We start from the raw sequence: 21,513 nt of genomic DNA on the forward strand, positions 1-21,513 counted from the left end.
CTCGCGCGACGAGGATCGAGGCACGCAGACGCGCTCCCGCAGCGAGAAAGGCCCGGCCCGATGTCGCGCTTGGACGAGGTCCTCCCAGCCTGGCACTTCCGAGAGCACCACACCATCGAGATGGACGCCTACGCGGACACCGTGTTCCGCGCGGTCGAGGACGTGACGTGGCGGGAAGTCCCGGTGTTCCGCACGCTGATGGCGCTGCGGATGGGCCGCGACCCGCAGTCGGACCCGCGGGTGCTCGCTTCCATGCTGGCCGGCGGCTTCGCGGTCCTCGACCGGCTCGACAACGAACTGGTGGCCGGCACGCTCGCGAAGGCCGCCTTGCGCGGCCGCGTCCCGTTGCCCGCCGACCTGGCCGCGGACGCCTTCACGAAGTTCGAGGAGCCCGGCCATCTGAAGATCGCGTTCAACTTCCTGCGGCGCGGTTCGACGGTGACCACCGAGACACGCGTGTGGGCGACGGACGAGCGCAGCCGCCGCGCCTTCCAGGCCTACTGGCTGCTGATCAGAGGCCCCAGCGGCTTGATCCGGCGGGTGTGGCTGCGCGCGATACGCGAGCGCGCCGAGAACGAACCGGTCTTCCTGTGAACGGAGGGGGAGGAGCCATGACTTCGGGCACGACGGAGCACGAGGCACGGGACACGCCACTGGACACCACCACGGACGGACCCCGCAGCGGTCGACGGTCGCGGGGCGCCCGGCGACGGCGGGTCGCGGGCATCCCGTTGGCGGTCGGCCTGTCCGGCATCGGCGGGCTGCACCTGCTGTGGGCGACCGGGGCGACCTGGCCGTACGACGACAAGGACGCGTTCGCGCGGCACGTCACCGGCACCCAGTACCCGCCCGCACCGGCGAGCGCGGCCGTCGGCGTGGCGTTGGTGGCCGGGGCCTATCTCGCGTTGAGCACGGGCGGCTTCGCACGGCGGATCGGCCCCAAGCGGCTGCACGGCCTCGGCATCGCCGGATTGACCGCGGTACTGCTGGGCCGCGGCCTCCTGGGGCCGCTGACCCATCGCGGTGCCGCCTCCGAGTACGTCCGGCTCGACTGGCGCCTCTACTCGCCGCTGTGCCTGGTCCTCGGCACCCTCGCGCTCGCCGTCGCGACCGGATACGGGCTCGCCGGGCGCGGTCCGGCGGAGCCGTCGACCGACGCCGATGTGCGGGACTCGTCGTGATCTTGTGAAGGAACCGGGGCCGCGGGACCGCAGCCCCGGACGGGGGATTGGGTGGCGACATGACCTTGAACGACGGCGGGCCCGAGCAGGCCGCACCCATCTACAACCGCATCGGCGTCGGCTACGCGGGCGTACGCAGGCCGGACCCGCGCCTCGCGGCGCTGATCGCGTCCCATCTGGCCGGCGCGGAGACGGTGCTCAACGTCGGCGCGGGGGCCGGGTCGTACGAGCCGGAGGGCGTCGAGGTGACCGCCCTCGACCCGTCCCAGGTGATGCTCGACCAGCACCCGGGCACCCGCAAGGTGCTCGGCAGGGCCGAGGAAATGCCGTTCGACGACGGGCGGTTCGATGCCGCGATGGGGGTGCTGACGGTGCACCACTGGAGCGACGTGCAGCGCGGCCTGGCCGAGATGCGGCGCGTGTCGCGGCGCCAGGTCCTCTACACGTGGGACCCGGGCCACGACACGGAGCTGTGGATCGTCAGCGAGTACTTCCCCCAGGTCCGCGAACTGGAGCAGTCCCGCGTCCCGAAGCTCGCCGACGTCGCCGCCGGGCTCGGCGCGCACACCGTCGTGCCGTTCCCTATCCCGCACGACTTCACCGACGGCTCGCAGTGCGCGTTCTGGAGGCGGCCGCACGCCTACCTCGACCCGGCGGTGCGGGCGGCCAGCTCGACGTTCCACTTCCTCACCGAGGAGCAGATCGCCGACGGCGTGGCCCGGCTCAGCGCCGACCTGGACAGCGGCGCGTGGCACCGCCGCCACGCGGACCTCCTGGAGCGCGACGCGGTGGACTACGGCTTCCGGCTCCTGATCGCGGGGGACTGACCTCGACTCACCTCGGCCGACCGCGGCTGACGTCGGTCGGCGCTCAGGCCGTGGCGTACACCTTCTCGACGAACTCGGCGATCTGCCGGTCGGTGACGTTCCGGGCGAGGTCGGCCTCGGTGATCATGCCGATGAGCCGGTTGCCCGTGGTGACGTCGATGACCGGCAGACGGCGGATCTGGTGCTGCTCCATCAGATCGAGCACCTCGGTCACCGGGGTGTCCGCGTCGCACCAGTACAGCCGCCCGCCGAGGTCGCCGGCGAGCACCGTCGCGGGGTCGCGGCCCTCGGCGCAGCAGTGCAGCACGATGTCGCGGTCGGTGATGACGCCCTTGAGCTTGTCGTCGGAACCGCAGATGGGCAGACACCCGACGTCGAGGTCCCGCATCATGCGGGCTGCGTCCATCAGGGTCGAACTTTCGGCGACGCACTGGGCCCCCGCGTGCATGACGTCGCGGGCCTTGAGATCGGTGGAGTCCATGACGGGCCCCCTTCCGGCTTGCGTGGGTGGGGCTGACGCTTCGATCCCATCACCGGGCGCGGCCCGTCGCCACTCGGCGGCGGTGGCCGGTTCGGACGGGCGCGCGGCGCGTCGGGTGTGCCGGAAATCACGCATGCGGGTGAGCGCTTGGCAAAGAATCCGCGATCCGCGGGAACTCGGCAACCACGCGGCACGTCAAGCGTGTCACCAAGACGAGTGTGCCCCCGGCAGGAATCGAACCTGCGACAAAGCGCTTAGAAGGCGCCTGCTCTGTCCGCTGAGCTACGGGGGCTGGGCGTGAGGATCATGCACGGGATCCGGTCGCGGCACAACACAATAGAGCCGCTTCGCGGTGGTACTGCCCGTGCCGTCACGACCGTTACCTGATCAGACGCAGTTGGCGGCCAGAATGTGATCAGGCGGGGTGCTTGGCCATGGGAAATTCATGGCAAAGCGGACACGGCTCGTCGCGGCGGCCGCCGGGGTGCGCTCCGGCGCCCGTGCGCGGCTGGGCGGGTCCGTGCGGCGCCCCCGGTTTACGGCCATCGACCTGCGAGGACGTACGAACATGAACGAGGCCCGCCCGGTGCGTGCGGCACTGATCGGCTACGGGCTCGGCGGCGCCGCCTTCCACGCGCCGTTTCTGGCCACCCTGCCCGAGTACCGACTGGCCGCCGTGGTCACCGGCAACCCCGAGCGGGCCGCGGCGGCGGGCGGCCGCTACCCCGGCGCGGAGGTGCTTCCCAAGGCCGACGAGGTGTTCGCCCGGGCCGACGAGTTCGACCTCGCGGTGGTGACGGCGCCCAACCGCTTCCATGCCCCGCTGGCCCGGCAGGCGCTGGAGGCCGGCCTGCACGTCGTCGTCGACAAGCCGTTCGCCGGCACTCCGGAGCAGGGGCGTGCGCTCGCGGCCTTGGCCGCCGACCGGGGGCGCGTGCTGTGCGTGTTCCAGAACCGGCGCTACGACGGGGACTTCCGTACCGTCCGGGCGCTGATCGACGAGGGTCGGCTCGGCGACGTGCTGCGTTTCGAGTCGCGTTTCGAGCGGTGGCGGCCCGAGCCGGCCTTGGGCGGGTGGAAAGAGGACGCGGAGCCCGCCGCGCTCGGCGGCATCCTGTACGACCTGGGCAGCCACCTGATCGACCAGGCCGTGGCGTTGTTCGGCCGACCGGTGCGGGTCTACGCGGAACTCGACCGCAGTCGGGTGGGTGTGGCGGTGGACGACGACAGCTTCGTCGCGCTGGAGCACGCCGGCGGGGAGCGCTCGCATCTGTGGATGAGCGCGACCGCGGCGGATCTCGGGCCTCGGATGCGGGTGCTTGGGACGAAGGCCGCCTATGTGAAGTACGGGCTCGACGTCCAGGAGGCGGCCTTGCGGGCGGGGGCGACGCCTGGCGGGCCCGGGTGGGGGAGCGAGGAGCCTTCGGCGTGGGGGCGGCTCGGGGTGCCGGGGGATTCGACGGCTGTCGAGACGCTGCCGGGGGCGTACCAGGACTTCTACCGGGAGCTGGCCGTGGCGCTCGTGGATCATGCGGCGCCGCCGGTGCCGCTGGCCGAGTCGGTGGCGGTGCTGGAGGTCATTGCGGCGGCGCGGCGGTCGGCGGCGGACGGGGCTGTGGTCCCGTTGTCGTGAGGTGGCGGCCATTAGTCAGTTCAACTGACGGGCCGTCACCGAAACGGCTGGGTGATATTCCCGGAGAATCGGGGATTGTCCAGGCGTGGTGATGACGTGGTGAGCCCCGAGGGCGCCGAACTGCCTCAGGCGGTTGCGCGGCTGCGGGACGCCGCTGCTGCGGCGCGGCTCCCGCTCGAGCTTCCCGGGGTCGACGAGGCGCGTCGTGCGCGTCGCGAACTCGTCGCCCAGCTCGACGACTACGTCCTGCCCCGGCTCCGGCACCCCCAGGCGCCGCTGCTCGCCGCCGTCGGGGGTTCCACCGGTGCCGGGCGCTCCACGCTCGTCAACTCCCTGGTCGGGCGCGAGGTCAGCCCGGCCGGGGTGCTCCGGCCCACGACCCGCGTGCCGGTGCTGGTGTGCCGGGCCCACGACCGGCCCTGGTTCTCGGGGACGCGCGTGCTGCCCGGGCTGCGCCGGGTCGCGCCCGGGCCGCGCGCGGCGGACGCGGGGCCGGCGCTCGTGCTGCAGGTGGACGACCGGGTCCCGGCGGGGCTCGCCGTCCTCGACGTCCCGGACATCGACTCGATCGACGACGCCAACCGCGAGCTCGCGGTGCGGCTGCTGGGCGCCGCCGACGTCTGGCTGTTCGTGACCACGGCCGCCCGGTACGCCGACGCCGTGCCGTGGCACCTGCTGCGCGTCGCGCGCGAACGCACTGCGGAGCTCGCCGTGGTGCTCGCCCGCGTCCCGGAGACGGACCTCGACGAGGTGCGCGCCGATTTCCAGGCGCTGCTGGCCGGGGCGGGCCTCGGCGCCGTCCCTGTCTTCACGCTTCCGGAGACGACGCTGAACCGAGGGCTGCTCAGCCGCGCCCAGGTGGCACCGGTGCGGAACTGGCTCTACGGGCGGGCGACGGATCCCGATGCCCGGGCCACCGCCGCCCGCCGGACGCTCGGCGGCGCGCTCGACAGCCTTCCGGCCCGCTCCGCGGTGGTCGGACGCGCGGCCGAGGGGCAGCACGAGGCCGCGAGCAAGCTCGCCGCATGCGTCCGACGCTCCTACGCCGCCGCCTCACGGCATCTCGACGCGGCTCTCGGGAACGGCGAACTGCTCGCCGGGGAAACCCTCGCGCGGTGCAGGGCCTGGGCGGACGCGGGTCGCCCGGAGGCCGGGGCCGTCGATGTCGCGCATGCGGTCGCCGGCGCCGCGGAGGACCTCGTCCGCGACATCGCCGAACGGGCCGCGGGCCTCACCGAGTCCTGTTGGCGCGCCCGCCTCGGCGGCGCGGAACTGATCCTTGCGACCCGGGCGGGTGTCGTAGCACGCGGTGCGGACGGCACCGTGCGCGATCCCGGCGTCCCGGTCGAGGACCTGGCCGCCGAGGCCGCCGCGGGATGGCTCGAGCAGTGCCGTGCGGCCGCCTCTGAGGACGCGTCAGGCGTCGCGTCGCTGCTGGTTGCCGCAGTGACCGCCGACGCCTTCGAGACCGGGGCACCCTCCGACGTATGGGCAGGTACGTCGGCGGGTGCTCCAGCGGGAGCCGGGTCGGGCCGCGACGACGGCGACGCACTCGCGTCGCCTGACGGCGCCGTGCCGGTGGCCGACACCCCCCGCGACGCCCTGGCCGATCTGCGGCTCCGGGCCGCGACCGTCCTCGACGCCGGTCGCGACCGGCGGCTGCGGGCGGTGGCGGCGCTGCGCACCGGGCCGGGGGAAGGGCTCGGCGAGGCGGTGGACGCGATCAGGCGGGCAGGGTGAGTGCTGTGGCCGCCGAGCGGTTCGTCCATTCCTTCTCCGCGCCCGAATACGGAACCGGGGAGGAGCCCTCGCGGTTGCTCGCCCGGCTGTCCGCGCTCGACCGCATGGTGGACGCCTCCGAGGGCCGTCTGCCTGCCGAACAGCTGCTGCCTGCAAGGGCGTTGCTCGATCGGGCCGACGTTCGGCTGCGTACCGCGCCGACCCATGCCGTGGTCGCGCTCGCCGGCGCCACGGGGTCCGGCAAGTCCTCGCTGTTCAACGCCCTCGTCGGCCTCGACCTGTCGAAGACCGGTGCGCGGCGGCCCACCACCGTCACCGCGCTCGCCTGCGCCTGGGACCCCGACGGGGCCCGGCCGCTGATGGACCTGCTCGGGCTGCCGCCGACCCGCCAGATCCCCCGGCACGGGGTGCTCGACGCGCCGGGGCCGCTGCGCGACCCGGTGCTGTCCCGGCTGGTCCTCGTCGACCTGCCGGACCACGATTCCGTCGAGACCGGGCACCGCGAGGAGGCCGACCGGTTCGTCGCGGCCGCCGACCACCTGATCTGGGTGCTCGACCCGCAGAAGTACGCAGACGCGCTCGTGCACACCCGGTACCTGCGGCCGCTCGCCCGGCACGCCGACGTCATGACCGTCGTGCTCAACCAGATCGACCGGCTGCCGGCCGGCGGCGCCGACGCGTGCCTTGCGGACCTGCGGCGGCTGCTCGCCGAGGAAGGGCTCGCCGACGTCCGCCTCGTCGCGACGTCGGCGGTGACCGGCGAGGGGGTCCGCGAGCTGCGCGACATCGTGACGGGGGTCGCGGCGGGGCGCCGTGCGGCGATGCTGCGGCTGTCCGCCGACCTGGACCAGGTCACCGAGGGACTGGACCCGCTGTTCACCGGCGTCGTGCCGGGCGCGGAGGCGGTCTCGGTCCGGGTGCGGGGCGACCTGCTGGACAGCCTCGGGGCGGCGGCGGGGGTGACGGCGGTGGCGCGCGGTACGGCCGCCGCGGTGCCCGTCCGGCCGTACCAGGTGGACCTCGTCGTACGGCAGGCCGCGGCCGACCTGACCAGCGGGCTGCCGGAGCCGTGGGCCGCCGGGGTACGGCGCGCGATGGGGCACGGGGCGCGGCGCGTCCCGGCCGCCCTGGAGACCGAGTTCGCGGGGATGCCGCGGGGGAGGACGGGGCCTCCCGCGCGGGTGCGTGCGGCCGTGGTCGCGCGCTGGGTCGGCGTGCTGCTCGCCGTGCTCGGCATCGTCGGCGTCGGCCTCGCGACCGCGTCGGTCGAACCGGTCGGACGCTGGCACGGCTGGTACTCGGCCCTGCTGCCGCTGGTGCTGGGCGTGGTGCTGGCGGTGACGGCGACGTACGCGGGGCGCGTGTGGCACGCCGAGGCCGTACGCGAGCGGCGCGCGGCACGGGAGGCGGCCCTGCTGGCCCGGGTGGCCGAGGTCGTCGACGAGCACCTGGTCGAGCCGGCGACGAGTGAACTGGACCGCTACCGCGAGGCGCATGCGCTTTTCGTCGCCGCGCGGGATCCGGTGCACGTCCACTGAGTCGTCCACAGGCGGATCGGTCGCTGTGAGTTGTCCACAGATTGCGCCGCGTCGGATCCGATGTCCGATTCGTCCCTCAGTCGTGCCGGATCGTTGAGGCACGAGATCGCACGGACCGCACGAGGCGGGCGGGTCCGACGGCGGGGGAGGCCCGGCATGAACGACACCTATGTGACCCTGATCGGCAACGTCGCGAGCGAGGTCCGCTCCGCGACCACCGTGGCCGGAGTGCCGATGGCCCGCTTCCGGCTCGCGGTCTCGCCGCGCCGCTTCGACCGCGAGACCGGCCAGTGGAGCGCCCGCGAGCCCAGCTTCTACAGCGTGGTCGCGTGGCGCCGCCTGGCCGAGCACACCCTCAGCTCGGTCGAGAAGGGGGACCCGGTCGTCATCGCGGGAAGACTGAGCGTGCGGGACTGGTTGCGAGATGAGAAGTGGCACACCAGCGTCGAGGTGGAGGCCGTCTCACTCGGGCACGACCTGAGCCGTGGGACCTCACGGTTCACCCGCGCCACGCGCCGCGAAAGCGACGCGGATCACATCCCCGGGCCGTCCGACGGCTCCGGTTCGCCCGAGCCCCGTGCGGCATAGGACACTCGAACCTGTTTGGGCGGGACCCAGGTGCTCCGCACGCCTCGGCTGTGTGGCGGCAATGCGCGTCGGCCGCCGTCGGCACTCGTGTCCGAGCCGCACATCGACAGACTCTAGGATCGGGAATATGGCGGAGTACATTTACACGATGCGCAAGACGCGCAAGGCACACGGGGACAAGGTCATCCTCGACGATGTGACCTTGTCGTTCCTGCCCGGTGCCAAGATCGGCGTCGTCGGCCCGAACGGTGCGGGCAAGTCGACCGTGCTGAAGATCATGGCAGGGCTCGAGCAGCCCTCCAACGGCGACGCGTTCCTGTCGCCCGGCTACACGGTGGGCATGCTCCTGCAGGAGCCTCCGCTGAACGAGGAGAAGACCGTCCTGGAGAACGTCCAGGAAGGCGCCGCGGCGACGCTCGGGAAGCTCAACCGCTTCAACGAGATCGCCGAGCTCATGGCGACCGACTACTCCGACGCGCTCATGGACGAGATGGGCAAGCTCCAGGAGGAGCTCGACCACGCCAACGCGTGGGACATCGACGCCCAGCTCGAGCAGGCGATGGACGCGCTGGGCTGCCCGCCCGGCGACTGGGCCGTCACCAACCTCTCCGGTGGCGAGCGCCGCCGCGTGGCGCTGTGCAAGCTGCTGCTCGAGGCGCCCGACCTGCTGCTGCTCGACGAGCCCACCAACCACCTCGACGCCGAGTCGGTGCAGTGGCTGGAGCAGCACCTGGAGAAGTACGCCGGCACCGTCGTCGCGGTCACCCACGACCGGTACTTCCTCGACAACGTCGCGCAGTGGATCCTGGAGCTCGACCGCGGCCGCGCCTTCCCCTACGAGGGCAACTACTCCACCTACCTCGAGACCAAGCAGACCCGTCTCAAGGTCGAGGGCCAGAAGGACGCCAAGCGCGCCAAGCGGCTCAAGGACGAGCTCGAGTGGGTCCGCTCCAACGCGAAGGGCCGCCAGGCCAAGAGCAAGGCGCGCCTCGCCCGCTACGAGGAGATGGCCGCCGAAGCCGAGAAGATGCGGAAGCTGGACTTCGAGGAGATCCAGATCCCGCCGGGCCCGCGCCTGGGCAGCGTGGTCATCGAGGTCGACAACCTCAACAAGGCCTTCGGCGAGAAGGTGCTCGTCGACGACCTGTCGTTCACGCTCCCGCGCAACGGCATCGTCGGCGTCATCGGCCCGAACGGCGCCGGCAAGACGACGCTGTTCAAGATGCTGATCGGCTTCGAGGAGCCGGACTCGGGCAACGTCAAGGTCGGCGAGACCGTCAAGATCTCGTACGTCGACCAGGGCCGCTCCAACATCGACCCGAAGAAGACGCTGTGGGAGGTCGTCTCCGACGGCCTCGACTTCATCAACGTCGGCCAGGTCGAAATGCCGTCCCGCGCCTACGTGTCGGCGTTCGGCTTCAAGGGCCCGGACCAGCAGAAGCCGGCCGGCGTGCTGTCCGGCGGTGAGCGCAACCGCCTCAACCTCGCGCTCACCCTGAAGCAGGGCGGCAACCTGCTGCTCCTCGACGAGCCGACCAACGACCTCGACGTCGAGACGCTGTCCTCGCTGGAGAACGCGCTGCTCGAGTTCCCCGGCTGCGCGGTGGTCGTCTCCCACGACCGCTGGTTCCTCGACCGCGTCGCGACGCACATCCTCGCGTACGAGGGCGAGTCGAAGTGGTTCTGGTTCGAGGGCAACTTCGAGTCGTACGAGAAGAACAAGGTCGAGCGCCTGGGCGCCGATGCGGCCCGTCCGCACCGCGCGACCTACAAGAAGCTGACCCGCGGCTAAGCCACCGGATCGGAGCGGCCCCTCTGCGCGGGCACCACGCCCGCGCAGAGGGGCCGCGCCGCGCCGAACGACAGACAGAAAGGGCCGAACGTGGCCAGGCACGTGTACCACGCGACGCTGCGGTGGTCCGACATGGACGCCTACCAGCACATCAACAACGTCCAGTACCTCCGCCTCCTGGAGGAGGCCCGCGTCGACATGATGTTCACGCTCGGCCAGCGCGAGGGCGCCAAGACGCTGTCCGAGGGCGTCGTCATCGCCCGCCACGAGATCGACTACGTGCGCCCCATGGTCTGGCGTCCCGAACCGGTGCGCATCGAGACCTGGGTGTCGAAGATAGGCGCCGCCCGCTTCACGCTGGGCTACGAGATCCTCGACGAGACCGTGTACGCGCGCGCCAGCTCGGTCCTCGTGCCCTACTCCCTCGACGAGCAGCGGCCGCGCCGGCTCAACGAGGACGAACGCCGTTACCTCGAAGGCTTCCTGGAGTCCTGACCGCCACCATGACCGCCTTGCACCTCGCCGACGGCCCCGGTGTCGCGGACCTGGCCGGATACCTGATCCGGCTGCTGCGCTACGACAAGGCCGCGGTCGTCCATCTGCGCGCCGACGGCGCCGTCCTCGGCACGTTCGGGCGCTTGCCGTTCGGCGGCGGCACCTCGGGCGTCATCGCCCTGCGCACCACGGAACTGCGGGAACCGGCCAGGCTGGACGCGGCGGTGTCCGCCGGCCAACTGCTCGACGTCCTGGCCGCCCACGACCCGGAAGCGGTCGCGCACGTCCACGGACACCGGCACGACGCCGGCGAGGCCGACCGGGACGAGGCCGTGGTCGACCTCCCGCCCGAGGTCACCGGGCCGCCGTGGAGCGCGATGCTGCCGCCGCGCACCGGCTGGGCCCAGCTCGCGGCGCTGCCCATCGCCGGCCTCGTCCGCGAAGTCGCCGAGGCCGTCGGCCGGTTCCGGGCGATGACCGAGGCACTGCCGGCCGAGCGGCGCACCCGGGCTGAGCTCGACCGGCTGGCCGAAGAGGTGTGGAGCAAGGCACTGCCCGGCGTTCCGGGCACCCAGCTGCCGCTGCGCGCCGCGCACGCCGCGGCGTCCCTGGGCTTCCTCGGCTCGGTCGACGCGGGCGCCGAGGCGAGCGTCCTGTCCGTCGGCGGATGGCTGCGGCTGGACGCGCCGTACGGCTCGGTGTCGGTGCGCCGTTCCGGCGGCCCCAGCCTGTTCGTGCCGCGCCGCCACGCCTGACGCACCGGTTCCGTACGGACCGGCGGCTCGTGCCTGCCTGAATCCACGCGCGGGTGTCCCGTAACTCCGCGCCGTCTCACTCGATGGGCACGGTGCAACGGGGGCCAGCGAGCAGCCGGGTGGTGGCATGAGTGCGCAGACGGCCGTCGACACGTCCCTCGCGGAGTCGGCGGCGGCACCGCCGCGCGCGCTCGGCGAGCGGCTCCCGTGGCGGGTGCGGCCCTGGGCGTTCCCGTTGCTGGCGTACGCGTCGACGTGGCTGCTCACGCTCGGCGTGTGGGCGTGGCTAGGCGACCGCAACGTCGCGCGGGTGCCGTCGGCAGAGCGGCGCAGATACCACGGCTGGCAACTGCACTTCGTCTTCAAGGACGCGTCGAACTACCTGGACGTCGCCCGGTTCGGCTACCCCGCCCACCTTCCGCTCGCGCCCGACGGCTCGGTGCGGGCCAACAACACCGCGTTCTTCCCGCTGCTGCCGATGATCGTGCGCGCGGTCGCGACGGTGCTCGGCGGCCGGTACGTGGTCGCCGCGCTGCTCGTGTCGGTCGTGCTCGGCGCGGCGAGCGCCTACGCGGTGTGGCGGCTCGCCGGGCACCTGCGCGGACGGGTCGTGGCCGACCGCGCGGTGCTGCTGTACTGCGTGTTCCCCGGCGCGTTCGTGTTCGGCTTCCTGTACTCGGAGTCGCTCGCGGCGCTGCTCGCGGCGTTCTGCCTGCTCGCCCTCGCCCGGCGGCGCTGGCTGCTCGCGGGCGTGCTCGCGGGCGTGGGGACGGCGGTGCGGCCGAACATGGTCGCGCTGTGCGTCGCGTGTGCCGTCGCCGCGGGCCTCGCGGTGCACCGCGACCGCGACTGGAAGTCCCTGTGGGCGCCGCTGCTTTCCCCGCTCGGCGGGGCCGCGTACCTGGCGTGGGGTACGCAGCGCTACGGCGACGCGCGGTTCTGGTTCAGGACCCAGGCCGAGGGATGGGACCAGCACACCGACTGGGGCGCGGCCACCGTCAAGCGCGTGCTGTGGCTTGACCCCGCGCTGAGCGCCGAGCCCGCGCAGAACCTCGTGCACACGGTGTTCTTCGTGCTGGCCGCGGTCGGCGTGGTGTGGCTGTTCCGGACGCGGCTGCCGCTTCCGGCGACGGTGTTCGCGCTCGGGGTGCTGCTGCTGTCGTTCACGGCGTCCGCCCAGGGAAGCAAGCCGCGTTTCGTGTGGACGGCGTTTCCGCTGTTCGTCGCGGCGGCCACCCGATTGCGAGGGAGGGCGCTTTTTGTTGTTTTGTTGGTATTTGCGATGGGGTTCGTGTGGCTGGCGGCGTGGTCTCCGATGCATTACAGCCGCGGTGCGCCGTGAGGTTGCCCACGCCGTCCGCCGCCGCGTAAATCGGCTGGCGGGCTCGTGTTGTGACCTGTTGGATTAGGTTCGCGAGCTGCGCGAACGCGGCCATGGTCTGGACCAATCCGATCAATTCTCCAACTAGCTGATTGTTTCCTTGACACCTTGCGTAAACGCGATACATCGTGTCCCTGAAAAGCTCGCGACATATCGCGTTTGTGGGGGCTAGATGAACAGCTGGAAGACGCTTGCCGCACTACCGTGCGGGCGTCGAAGTAAATGGGTCGTCCTGATCGGCTGGTTGGTCGTCATCGTGGCGCTCTCGCCGCTCGCCATGAAGCTGGGCGACGCGCAGAGCAACGAGATGTCGTCCTGGCTGCCGGGCAGCGCCGAGTCCACCAAGGTCGTCGAGGAGCAGAAGGACTTCCGCGACAACACGATCGCCAACGCCAACGCGGTCTACCACCGCGACGGCGGGCTGACGGACGCCGACCGCCAGGCCATCACCGCGGACATCGAGGCGTTCCGGGCGATCAAGGGCGTGACCGCGGCGGACATCAAGGGCCCGGTCTACAGCACGCAGGAGCAGGACAAGGGCGCCACCGCCTCTGTCGAGATCCCTGTCGCGGTCGCCGACGGCGGCTGGGAGGACCTCGGCAAGGCCGTCAAGGCCATGAAGGACGCGGCCAAGGACGACCCGTCGGGTCTCGAGCACTACTTCGCCGGTCCGGCGGGTATCGCGGCCGACCAGTCCGAGGCGTTCCAGGGCATCGACGGTGCGCTGCTCGGCATCACCATCCTGGTCGTCATCGCGATCCTGCTGCTGACGTACCGCTCGCCGGTGCTGTGGCTGGTGCCGCTCATCTCGGCGATCTTCGCCATGATGGCCGCATGGGCCACCGTGTACCTGGCCACCAAGGCCGGTGTCACGGTCAACGGCCAGAGTTACGCGGTCCTCAACATCATGATCTTCGGCGCGGGCACCGACTACGCGCTGCTGCTCATCGCCCGTTACCGCGAGGAACTGCGGAACTACGAGGACCGGCACGAGGCGATGGCGCACGCGCTGCACCGCGCCGGCCCGGCGATCGTCGCGTCCGCCGCGACCGTGGCGCTGAGCATGCTGGTGCTGCTGTCCGCCGAGATGAACTCGACGCAGGGCATGGGCCCGGTCTGCGCCCTCGGCATCGCGGTCGGCCTGCTGGTCATGATCACGCTGCTGCCGGCGCTCCTGGTCATCTTCGGCCGCTGGGCGTTCTGGCCGCGCGTCCCGCACGTCGGGACCGAGCAGGCGCACGCCGACGGCGTCTGGGTCAAGGTCGGCAACGTCATCCAGAAGCGCTCGCGCACCGTCTGGGTCGTCACCGCCGTCATCCTCGGCGCGTTCGCGATCGGCGTCACCGGCCTCAAGGCGGACGGCCTGGAGTTCCAGGACCAGTTCACCAACAAGCCGCAGTCGATCAAGGGTATGGAGACCGCCGCCAAGGTGTTCCCGATGGGCGCCGGCGACCCGCTCGCGACCATCGCGAACTCGCCCGCCAAGGACGCCGTGGTGGCCGCGATCCAGAACACCCCGGGTGTGGTCAAGGACAGCGTCAGGGTCAACGCGGACAAGAACGGCCGCGCCGAGATCTACGCGACGCTCACCGACGGCCCCGACACCGAGGCCGCGCGCAAGACGGTCGACCGGGTCCGCGACGCGGTCCACCCGGTGCCGAACGCCGACGCCCGCGTCGGCGGCGGCCCCGCGATGACGCTGGACATGGAACGGGCGGCCCAGCACGACGACAAGGTCGTGATCCCGCTCATCCTCATCGCCGTGCTGATCGTGCTCTGCATCCTGCTGCGCGCGATCATCGCCCCGATCATCCTGATCCTCACGGTGATCCTGTCGTTCGCGACGGCGTTGGGCATCAGCTCGCTGATCTTCAACCACGTGCTCGACTACGCGGGCATGGACACCACCATGCCGCTGTTCATCTTCGTCTTCCTGGTCGCACTGGGGATCGACTACAACATCTTCCTCATGCACCGGGTCCGCGAAGAGGCGCAGCAGCGCGGCACGCGCGAAGGCTCGATCGTCGCGCTGGCCGCGACCGGCGGCGTCATCACGTCGGCCGGCCTCGTGCTCGCCGCGACGTTCGCGGTGTTCACCACGATGCCGCTCGTCACCTTCGTGGAGATGGGCTTCGCGGTGGCCCTCGGCGTCCTGCTGGACACGTTCATCGTCCGCTCGGTCCTGGTGACCGCGCTGACGCACGACATCGGCCCCAAGGTGTGGTGGCCGAGCCAGCTCGCCAAGCGGCCCGAGACGCCGCAGGGCGACGTCGGCAAGGCCGGCCGCGACCGCGACGAGGCCCTCGTCTGACGGTCGACCGGCGGTAACGCGCACCAGCAGGGGCGCGCGGTGGTCCAAGATGTGAATCTTGGTCTATCGCGCGCCCCTTTGCGTGACATAAACTCGCCGTCCCCGGAGGCGCCGACCGTCCCGAGTGTCACCGGATCCGCACGAACATGCGCGGCACGCAACTCCTGTGTCCTGGACAGGTAACCGCCGTTCCGTGCCCATAGCGGCGCCGCTCACGCGTCGCCAGTCTGGATCCAGTCCGACGGAGCAACCCCGTGGTGAACCGCCGGACGAGGGAAGCCGCGTGCCGACCCGAGGGGGGGACGGCACGTGGACCCGGGCAAGGGCGGTCTCACCCCCAGGAGGCCGCCCTTGGCACGTAGACCGTCCGCAGCGGAAGCCAACTTCCTTGTAGGCAAGGCGGACTGATTCTGCGTCAGCCGCCGATGCCCCACCACGCCGTGGTGTGCGCGGGGATCAGGTGCCCGCCGTCCGGCGTCGAGTCCACCGGTCCGCTCGCCAGCAGAAGCGCGCCGAGCGGCCCGAACTCCACTGTCCGGTCCGACGGGTTGGCCGTGCACACGAACCCGGGCGAACGCACGAACGCCAACGCGCCCTCCGGCGACCGCATCCACTGCACCCAGCCCTCGCCGCCGAGCGCCGGGTGCTCGCGGCGCATCCGCAGCGCCCGCCGGTACAGGCTCAGCGGCGACGACGGATCCGCCGACTGCGCCTCGACCGTGCGCCCGCGCCACTCCGCCGGCTGCGGCAGCCACGCTCGCCCGGTCGGGGAGAACCCCAGCGAGGGACCGTCGTCCGACCACGGCAGCGGGACCCGGCACCCGTCGCGCCCGCGCACCGTGCCGCCCGAACGCAGGAACACCGGGTCCTGGCGCGCCTCGTCGGGCAGGTCGACGACCTCCTCGAGGCCCAGCTCCTCGCCCTGGTAGAGGTACACCGAGCCGGGGAGCGCGAGTTCGAACAGCAGCGCCGCGAGCGCCTGGTCGAGGCCGCCGAGCCGGGTCGGCGCGCGCACCACGTCGTGGTTCGCCAGCACCCACGTCGGCGGCGCGCCCGTGCCGCCCGCCGCGTCCAGCGAGGCGTCCACCACGCGGCGCAGCCGGGCGGCGTCCCAACCGGCCATCAGGTAGGGGAAGTTGAACGCCTGGTGCAGTTCGTCGGGGCGGGTGTACGCGGCCAGCCGCTCGGGATGCGGCACCCACGCCTCGGCCACCGCGACCCGGTCGCCCTCGTACGAGTCCAGCACCCGCCGCCAGCCCCGGTACACGTCGTGCACCTCGGGCTGGTCCCAGTACGGCAGCCGGTGGTTCATCCGGCCCTCCCAGCCCTGCGGCACCGGGCCCGCGTCCGGCAGCCCGACGGCCTTGAGCAGGCCGTGCGCGACGTCCACGCGGAAGCCGTCGACGCCGCGGTCCAGCCAGTGCCGCAGGATCGACAGGTACTCGGCGCGGACCTCCAGGTTGCGCCAGTTCAGGTCGGGCTGCTCGGGCGCGTACAGGTGCAGGTACCACTGGCCCGGGCTGCCGTCCGCCTCACGGATCCGGGTCCACGCCGGGCCGCCGAACTGCGACGTCCAGTCGTTGGGCGGTTCGTCGCCGTCCGGCCCGCGGCCGTCGCGGAACAGGTAGCGGGACCGCTCGCACGTCCCCGGCGCCGCCGCCAACGCGGCGTGGAACCACGGGTGTTCGTGTGACGTATGGTTCGGGACGATGTCGATGACGACGCGCAGCCCCAGCTCGTGGGCGCGCCCGACCAGCCGGTCGAAGTCCGCCATGGTGCCGAACAACGGGTCCACGCCGCGCGGATCGGCCACGTCGTAGCCGGCGTCCGCCATCGGCGACGGGTAGAAGGGGCTGAGCCACAGCGCGTCGGCGCCGAGGTCGCGGATGTGCGGGAGCCGTGCCGTGATGCCGGGCAGGTCGCCGACCCCGTCGCCGTCCGCGTCCGAGAAGCTGCGCGGGTACACCTGGTAGAAGACCGCGTCGCGCCACCACCGGCTCACCTCGCGGTCGGCGGGCGGCGGCGCCGCGCTGAGCCGTACGTCCGACGTGTGCTGCCCGACACCCTCCACGTGCGGTCACCCACCTTTGCGTACGACCCACCGCGGGGTCAGTCCGGTGTGTTCACCATCGATTCGGCCGCGTAGACCAGGTAGTCCCACAGCTGGGCGCGGTACGGCTCGGCCAGCGCCAGGTCGTCCACGGCGTCCCGCATGTGCCGCAGCCACGCGTCGCGCGCGGCCGGAGTCACCTCGAACGGCGCGTGCCGCATGCGCAGCCGGGGGTGCCCGCGGTTGTCGCTGTACGTGCGCGGCCCGCCCCAGTACTGCATCAGGAACAGCCGCAGCCGCTCCTCGGCACCCGCGAGGTCCTCCTCCGGATACATGGGGCGCAGCAGCGGGTCCGACCGCACGCCCTCGTAGAAGCGGTGCACCAGCTTGGCGAAGGTCTCCTCGCCGCCCACCGCGTCGAAGAAGGAGAGGGACTGGTCCGCCGTCGATTCACTCACCGGACCATCCTCGCAGATGGCCGCGCCGATCCGGAGGGCGAAGCGGAGGCGGGATCAGGCGGCCGCGGCAAACTCAGGTGGCCGGGCCGGAGGAGGGCGGCGGGCCCGGGGCCGGAAGGGGCTCGGCGGCCGCCGAGGAGCCGCCGCCGTTGTCGCCGGCCGCCGGGGGCTCGGCGATCCGCGGCTCGGTCAGCCGCACGCCCGCGTCGTCGAACGCGTGCTTCAGCCGCGCGCGCAGCTCGCGCGCGACCGGCTGCTCCTGCCCCGGCATCGTCTTGACCTGCACCTGGAGCACCACGGCCTCCGGCGTGACCGACTCCATGCCGATGACCTCGCCCGGCCCCCACACCGTCTCGCTCCACTGCTCGTCGTCGGCGAGCTGCTCGGTGGCCGTGACGACCAGGTCGCGCACCTTGACGACGTCCTCGCGGTAGCCGATCTGCACGTCGACCTTGGCGGTGCCCCAGCCCTGACTGCGGTTGCCGATCCGCTTGATCTCGCCGTTGCGGATGTACCAGACGGTGCCGTCCGCGTCCCGCAGCTTGGTGATGCGCAGCCCGACCTCGACCACGGTGCCCGACGCGGGGCCGGCGTCGACGAGGTCGCCGACGCCGTACTGGTCCTCGAGGATCATGAACATGCCGGACAGGAAGTCCGTCACCAGGTTGCGCGCGCCGAAACCGAGCGCGATACCCGCGATACCGGCGCTCGCCAGCAGCGGCGCGAGGTCCACGTGCAGCTCGCTGAGGACCAGCAGCGTCGCGATGCCGAGGATCACGAACGAGGCCATGCTGCGCATGACCGAGCCGACGGTCTCCGCGCGCTGTCGGCGCCGCTCGGCGTTGAGCAGGAACCCGGTGACCGGCCGGCCGCTGCCGTTCGCCCCGTCGTTGGCCATCCGCGCGATCAGCTGCGTGATCATCTTGCGGGTGACGGCACGCAGGACCAGCGCCGCCACGACGATGATGAGGATCCGGACGGGCGTCACCACGAGGGTCTCGCCGTGCCGGTCGAACCAGGACGAGACCTTGCCGTCCTGCTGGGCGTCGGCGAGCAGCACGGCCGGCATACCCGGAACGAACACGAACGGACCTCTCTGCGGGGACGAATTGTCTCCACCACGGTAGCCGCATGCCGACGCATGCCCGGTTCATGCCCGTATCGCCGCCCCGGGAAGCCGGGTCGGCCGCGCGGGCCGACGCGGCGTCAGCCCGTCGCCAGGCCGGTCCAGCGCGCGAGGAACGCCAAGGTGTCGGCGGACAGTTCGACCGAACGGGTGACCGAGCGGTCGGCGTGGCCGACGTTCGACTCCGCGCGCAGCAGCACGGGGCGTGTCCCGGCGCCCGAGGCCTGCAGCGCGGCGCACATCTTGCGCGCGTGCAGCGGGTCCACCCGGGTGTCGCCGTCGAAGACCGTGAACAGCACCGCCGGGTACTCCACGCCCTCGACGACGTGGTGGTACGGCGAGTAGCCGAGCAGCCAGTCCAGCTCCTCCGGCACCTCGACCGTGCCGTACTCGTCCGTCCACAGCCGGCCGAGCCCGAACCGCTCGTAGCGCACCATGTCGAGCAGCGGAGCCGAGCAGACCACGGCCGCGTACAGCTCGGGCCGCTGGGTGAGCGCCGCGCCGACCAGCAGGCCGCCGTTCGAGCCGCCCGAGATGCCGAGGCCGCCGGGCAGCGCCCAGCCGCGCGCCACCAGGTGCTCGGCCGCGGCGTGGAAGTCGTCGAAGACCCGCTGCTTGTGCTCGCGCATGCCGGCGCGGTGCCAGTCCTCGCCCTCCTCGCTGCCGCCGCGCAGGCCCGCGATCGCGTACACGCCGCCGGCCTCCACCCACGTCAGCACGCCCGCCGAATAGCCGGGTGTCATCGGGATCGCGAAGCCCCCGTAGCCGTACAGCACGGTCGGGCGCGGCGCGTCGGGCTCGGCGGTGGGGGAGATGACGAACATGCGCACGGTGGTGCCGTCCTTGGAGGTGTACTCCTCCTGCCGGACGTGCACGCGCGGCACGTCGACCGCGCCGGGCGCCTCCGCCCACACGGTCACCTCGCCGGTGCGCGCGTCGTAGCGGCGCACGGACGACGGCGTGCGGTAGTCCGACCAGCCGAACCACGCCTCGCAGCCGCCCTCGGGGCGCTCGGACAGGCCGCCGATCGAGCCCAGCCCCGCGTCCTCGCCCGACGCGGCGGCGTCGACCCGACCCGTGAGCGTCCCGGTGGCCAGGTCGTGCCGGGTCAGCTCGCCGGCCGCGTGCCGCGTCCACGCCGCAAGCAGCACCGGGGCGTCGCCCAGCTCGGGCCCGTCGAGGACCGCGTAGTCCTCCAGCACCGCCTCGGGGTCCTCCGGGACCAGCGTGCGCCAGCCCGCCGGACCCAGGTCCGCGGCGGTGGGGTCGGCGACGCACAGCCGCCCGCGCGGCGCGTCCAGGTCGGTGAACACGTACAGCCGGCCGTCGCGCCCCGGGTGGACGCCCGTGCGCGCGTCGACGCCGACCTGCACGGGCCGCAGCACCGGTGCCTCGGGCGTGGACGCGGTCAGGTCGGCGAGCCACACGTCGTTGCGGGGCGCGGTGCCCTCGGACGCGCTGACCACCAGGTGGCGGCCGTCCCGCGACACCGTCGCCCGGAAGAACGCCGTCTTGTCCTGGTCGGCCCCGAACACCTCGACGTCGTCGCGGTCCGGGTCGGTGCCCAGCCGGTGCAGGTACAGCCGCCGGTGGTACTGCGCCTCGCCCTCCGGGACCGTCTCCGGCGGCAGGTTGCGCTGGATGTACAGCGCGTCGGCGCCGGGCAGCCACGCGAGCGGCGACTCGCGGGTGCGGGAGACCGGTCCGTCCACCGTGGCGCCGGTCGCGACGTCCATGACGTACAGCTCCGACTCCTCGGTCCCGCCGCGTGAGACGCGGTACGCGAGCAGCCGGCCGTCCGGCGAGGGCCGCCAGTCGTCGAGCGTCGTCGTGCCGTCCGGATCGAGCTCCATCGGGTCGAGAAGCACCCGTTCGGCCCCATCGGGGCCGATCGTCAAAAGGACCGCGTGCTCCTGCCCCGGAAGGCGGCGTCGGAAGAAGCTGCGGTCGCCCCGCCACACCGGTGCGCCAACCGTTCCGGTGGCGAGGAGTCCGGCGATCCGGTCGCGCAGCGCGTCCCGCCCGGACAGCTCCGCGCGGGCCGCTCGGAACAGCCCCTCCTGGGCCGCGGACCAGGCCCGCGTCGCGTCGGAGTCGGCGTCCTCGAGCGGCCGGAAAGGGTCGGCGACCGGCCTCCCGGCGAGCACGTCGACGGTGTCGGACCTCGGGGCGACGGGGTAGTCCGGGCGCGTCATGGCGCGATCCTAGACCGCTCCCGGACCCGACTCACACAGGTGAACGGCATGTGACCATGGGAGATTCCTGGTAGCGCGCGGGGTAGGCAGGCAGCGACACTGGGAGCCGATCGTCCCGGCACGAGCCACGTGCCGCAGGCGTAAAAGGAGGCATTACGTGCCGCATTCACTGGTCCTGAACGCGTCGTACGAACCGCTCTGCGTGGTCTCCGTGCGACGGGCGCTCATTCTTGTGCTCAACAACAAAGCCACCTGCCTGGAGGAATCCGGCAGCATCCTGCACAGCGCGACCACCGAGATCCCCGTTCCGAGCGTCATCCGACTCACCAGGTTCGTCCGTATCCCCTTTCGCGGGCAGGTGCCGCTCACCAGGCGTGCGCTGTTCGCGCGCGACGGGGGCCGTTGCGTGTACTGCGGGGGCGCCGCTACCAGCGTCGACCACGTCATTCCGCGCAGCCGGGGCGGACAGCACACCTGGGAGAACGTGGTCTCGGCGTGCCGCCGCTGCAATCACGTCAAAAGCGACCGCTACATCGCCGAACTGGGCTGGCGGATGCACCGCAAGCCCGCACAGCCGAGCGGCCTCGCCTGGCGCATCATCGGGACCGGTTTCCGGGACCCGCGCTGGGAGCCCTACCTCGCGCCCTACGGGGCCGAGGAGTACGGGTTCGGCCGCACGGACCACCAGCACCAGCATCAGCATCAGAACCGGCATATGGACCGGCATGCCGAACGGCATACGGACCACAGCGGTCGTTTCGCCGACTTCCAGGACCACGACGAGTACGGCACATACGACCAGGCGGCAAGCGCATAACGGCGGCGGATCCTGCCAGACGAGGCAGCAGGTCCGCCGCCGTCGCCGTCTCTCCGGCCGGATGACCGGTGGGGGGGGGCGGGGCCCCCCCCCCCCGCGGGCCCGGCCCGCGCGCCCGGGGGGGGGGGGCGCGGGCGCCGGGGCG

General features: G+C 72.3%; 17 protein-coding genes, 1 tRNA gene and 1 pseudogene. 13 read left to right on the top strand and 6 right to left on the bottom strand.

What is annotated here, in order from left to right; translation table 11 throughout:
- Positions 1-60: 60 nt before the first annotated feature.
- From QI554_RS14330 to QI554_RS14340, 3 genes are read left to right on the top strand one after another with little or no spacing between them, the layout of a single operon-like run.
- Positions 61-594 carry a hypothetical protein gene (locus tag QI554_RS14330; protein WP_281469982.1) on the top strand — a complete coding sequence of 178 codons (534 nt, stop codon included), beginning with the start codon at positions 61-63 and terminating at the stop codon, positions 592-594.
- A gap of 17 nt (positions 595-611) precedes the next feature.
- On the top strand, positions 612-1,181 hold the full coding sequence (locus QI554_RS14335; protein WP_281469984.1) for a DUF3995 domain-containing protein: 570 nt from the start codon (positions 612-614) through the stop codon (positions 1,179-1,181).
- Positions 1,182-1,240: 59 nt separating this feature from the next.
- Complete coding sequence (locus QI554_RS14340) at positions 1,241-2,008, top strand: class I SAM-dependent methyltransferase (RefSeq protein WP_281469986.1); 768 nt, start codon at positions 1,241-1,243, stop codon at positions 2,006-2,008.
- 43 nt (positions 2,009-2,051) lie between these two features.
- On the opposite strand, the gene QI554_RS14345 is transcribed toward QI554_RS14340, so the two are convergent.
- Together QI554_RS14345 and QI554_RS14350 are read right to left on the bottom strand one after the other, a co-directional pair.
- A complete protein-coding gene (locus QI554_RS14345) occupies positions 2,052-2,489 on the bottom strand; it encodes a CBS domain-containing protein (RefSeq protein WP_281469988.1) in 438 nt (145 codons plus the stop codon).
- A gap of 219 nt (positions 2,490-2,708) precedes the next feature.
- Positions 2,709-2,781, bottom strand: a tRNA-Arg gene (locus QI554_RS14350).
- Positions 2,782-3,057: 276 nt separating this feature from the next.
- Between QI554_RS14350 and QI554_RS14355 the strand changes: the two genes are divergently transcribed.
- From QI554_RS14355 to QI554_RS14395, 9 genes are all read left to right on the top strand, one after another.
- A complete protein-coding gene (locus QI554_RS14355; RefSeq protein ID WP_281469990.1) occupies positions 3,058-4,122 on the top strand; it encodes a Gfo/Idh/MocA family protein in 1,065 nt (354 codons plus the stop codon).
- A 96-nt stretch (positions 4,123-4,218) separates the two neighbouring features.
- Positions 4,219-5,862, top strand: coding sequence for an ATP-binding protein (locus tag QI554_RS14360; protein ID WP_281469992.1), 1,644 nt, complete (start codon positions 4,219-4,221; stop codon positions 5,860-5,862).
- Positions 5,859-7,400, top strand: a complete 1,542-nt coding sequence (locus QI554_RS14365; RefSeq protein ID WP_281469994.1) for a GTPase — start codon at positions 5,859-5,861, stop codon at positions 7,398-7,400. The genes QI554_RS14360 and QI554_RS14365 overlap by 4 nt, the downstream gene beginning before the upstream one ends.
- Before the next feature lie 156 nt (positions 7,401-7,556).
- Entirely contained in the window at positions 7,557-7,988 is a 432-nt protein-coding gene (locus tag QI554_RS14370) for a single-stranded DNA-binding protein (protein ID WP_281469996.1), read from the top strand.
- Positions 7,989-8,115: 127 nt separating this feature from the next.
- The gene (ettA, locus tag QI554_RS14375; RefSeq protein ID WP_281469998.1) at positions 8,116-9,780 is read left to right on the top strand and encodes an energy-dependent translational throttle protein EttA; all 1,665 of its coding nucleotides are present in this window, start codon (positions 8,116-8,118) and stop codon (positions 9,778-9,780) included.
- A 90-nt stretch (positions 9,781-9,870) separates the two neighbouring features.
- The gene (locus QI554_RS14380; protein ID WP_281470000.1) at positions 9,871-10,275 is read left to right on the top strand and encodes an acyl-CoA thioesterase; all 405 of its coding nucleotides are present in this window, start codon (positions 9,871-9,873) and stop codon (positions 10,273-10,275) included.
- Between the two features lie 8 nt (positions 10,276-10,283).
- The gene (locus tag QI554_RS14385; RefSeq protein WP_281470002.1) at positions 10,284-11,030 is read left to right on the top strand and encodes a DUF8185 domain-containing protein; all 747 of its coding nucleotides are present in this window, start codon (positions 10,284-10,286) and stop codon (positions 11,028-11,030) included.
- A gap of 127 nt (positions 11,031-11,157) precedes the next feature.
- On the top strand, positions 11,158-12,372 hold the full coding sequence (locus QI554_RS14390) for a glycosyltransferase family 39 protein (RefSeq protein WP_281470004.1): 1,215 nt from the start codon (positions 11,158-11,160) through the stop codon (positions 12,370-12,372).
- A gap of 211 nt (positions 12,373-12,583) precedes the next feature.
- The gene (locus QI554_RS14395) at positions 12,584-14,722 is read left to right on the top strand and encodes an MMPL family transporter (RefSeq protein WP_281470006.1); all 2,139 of its coding nucleotides are present in this window, start codon (positions 12,584-12,586) and stop codon (positions 14,720-14,722) included.
- A 415-nt stretch (positions 14,723-15,137) separates the two neighbouring features.
- Here the strand turns inward: QI554_RS14395 and QI554_RS14400 are convergent, their stop codons facing one another.
- From QI554_RS14400 to QI554_RS14415, 4 genes are all read right to left on the bottom strand, one after another.
- Complete coding sequence (locus tag QI554_RS14400) at positions 15,138-16,793, bottom strand: glycoside hydrolase family 13 protein (protein WP_425527973.1); 1,656 nt, start codon at positions 16,791-16,793, stop codon at positions 15,138-15,140.
- A 38-nt stretch (positions 16,794-16,831) separates the two neighbouring features.
- Complete coding sequence (locus tag QI554_RS14405) at positions 16,832-17,230, bottom strand: globin (protein ID WP_281470008.1); 399 nt, start codon at positions 17,228-17,230, stop codon at positions 16,832-16,834.
- 73 nt (positions 17,231-17,303) lie between these two features.
- Positions 17,304-18,314 (bottom strand): mechanosensitive ion channel family protein, encoded by a 1,011-nt coding sequence (locus QI554_RS14410; RefSeq protein ID WP_281470009.1) that lies wholly within the window; start codon positions 18,312-18,314, stop codon positions 17,304-17,306.
- Positions 18,315-18,436: 122 nt separating this feature from the next.
- Entirely contained in the window at positions 18,437-20,551 is a 2,115-nt protein-coding gene (locus tag QI554_RS14415; protein WP_281470011.1) for a prolyl oligopeptidase family serine peptidase, read from the bottom strand.
- A gap of 157 nt (positions 20,552-20,708) precedes the next feature.
- Between QI554_RS14415 and QI554_RS14420 the strand changes: the two are divergent.
- A pseudogene (locus QI554_RS14420) lies at positions 20,709-21,212 on the top strand (HNH endonuclease); the annotation flags it as partial.
- Positions 21,213-21,513: the final 301 nt, after the last annotated feature.

It is taken from the genome of Yinghuangia seranimata (assembly GCF_029953285.1).
Taxonomy (GTDB): Bacteria; Actinomycetota; Actinomycetes; order Streptomycetales; family Streptomycetaceae; genus Yinghuangia; species Yinghuangia seranimata.

Excerpts from the sequence above, each read along its gene's own strand:
- QI554_RS14330 (WP_281469982.1), top strand. The coding sequence starts at position 61 with ATGTCGCGCTTGGACGAGGTCCTCCCAGCCTGGCACTTCCGAGAGCAC.
- QI554_RS14335 (WP_281469984.1), top strand. The coding sequence starts at position 612 with ATGACTTCGGGCACGACGGAGCACGAGGCACGGGACACGCCACTGGAC.
- QI554_RS14340 (WP_281469986.1), top strand. The coding sequence starts at position 1,241 with ATGACCTTGAACGACGGCGGGCCCGAGCAGGCCGCACCCATCTACAAC.
- QI554_RS14345 (WP_281469988.1), bottom strand. The coding sequence starts at position 2,489 with ATGGACTCCACCGATCTCAAGGCCCGCGACGTCATGCACGCGGGGGCC.
- QI554_RS14355 (WP_281469990.1), top strand. The coding sequence starts at position 3,058 with ATGAACGAGGCCCGCCCGGTGCGTGCGGCACTGATCGGCTACGGGCTC.
- QI554_RS14370 (WP_281469996.1), top strand. The coding sequence starts at position 7,557 with ATGAACGACACCTATGTGACCCTGATCGGCAACGTCGCGAGCGAGGTC.
- ettA (WP_281469998.1), top strand. The coding sequence starts at position 8,116 with ATGGCGGAGTACATTTACACGATGCGCAAGACGCGCAAGGCACACGGG.
- QI554_RS14385 (WP_281470002.1), top strand. The coding sequence starts at position 10,284 with ATGACCGCCTTGCACCTCGCCGACGGCCCCGGTGTCGCGGACCTGGCC.
- QI554_RS14390 (WP_281470004.1), top strand. The coding sequence starts at position 11,158 with ATGAGTGCGCAGACGGCCGTCGACACGTCCCTCGCGGAGTCGGCGGCG.
- QI554_RS14395 (WP_281470006.1), top strand. The coding sequence starts at position 12,584 with ATGAACAGCTGGAAGACGCTTGCCGCACTACCGTGCGGGCGTCGAAGT.
- QI554_RS14415 (WP_281470011.1), bottom strand. The coding sequence starts at position 20,551 with ATGACGCGCCCGGACTACCCCGTCGCCCCGAGGTCCGACACCGTCGAC.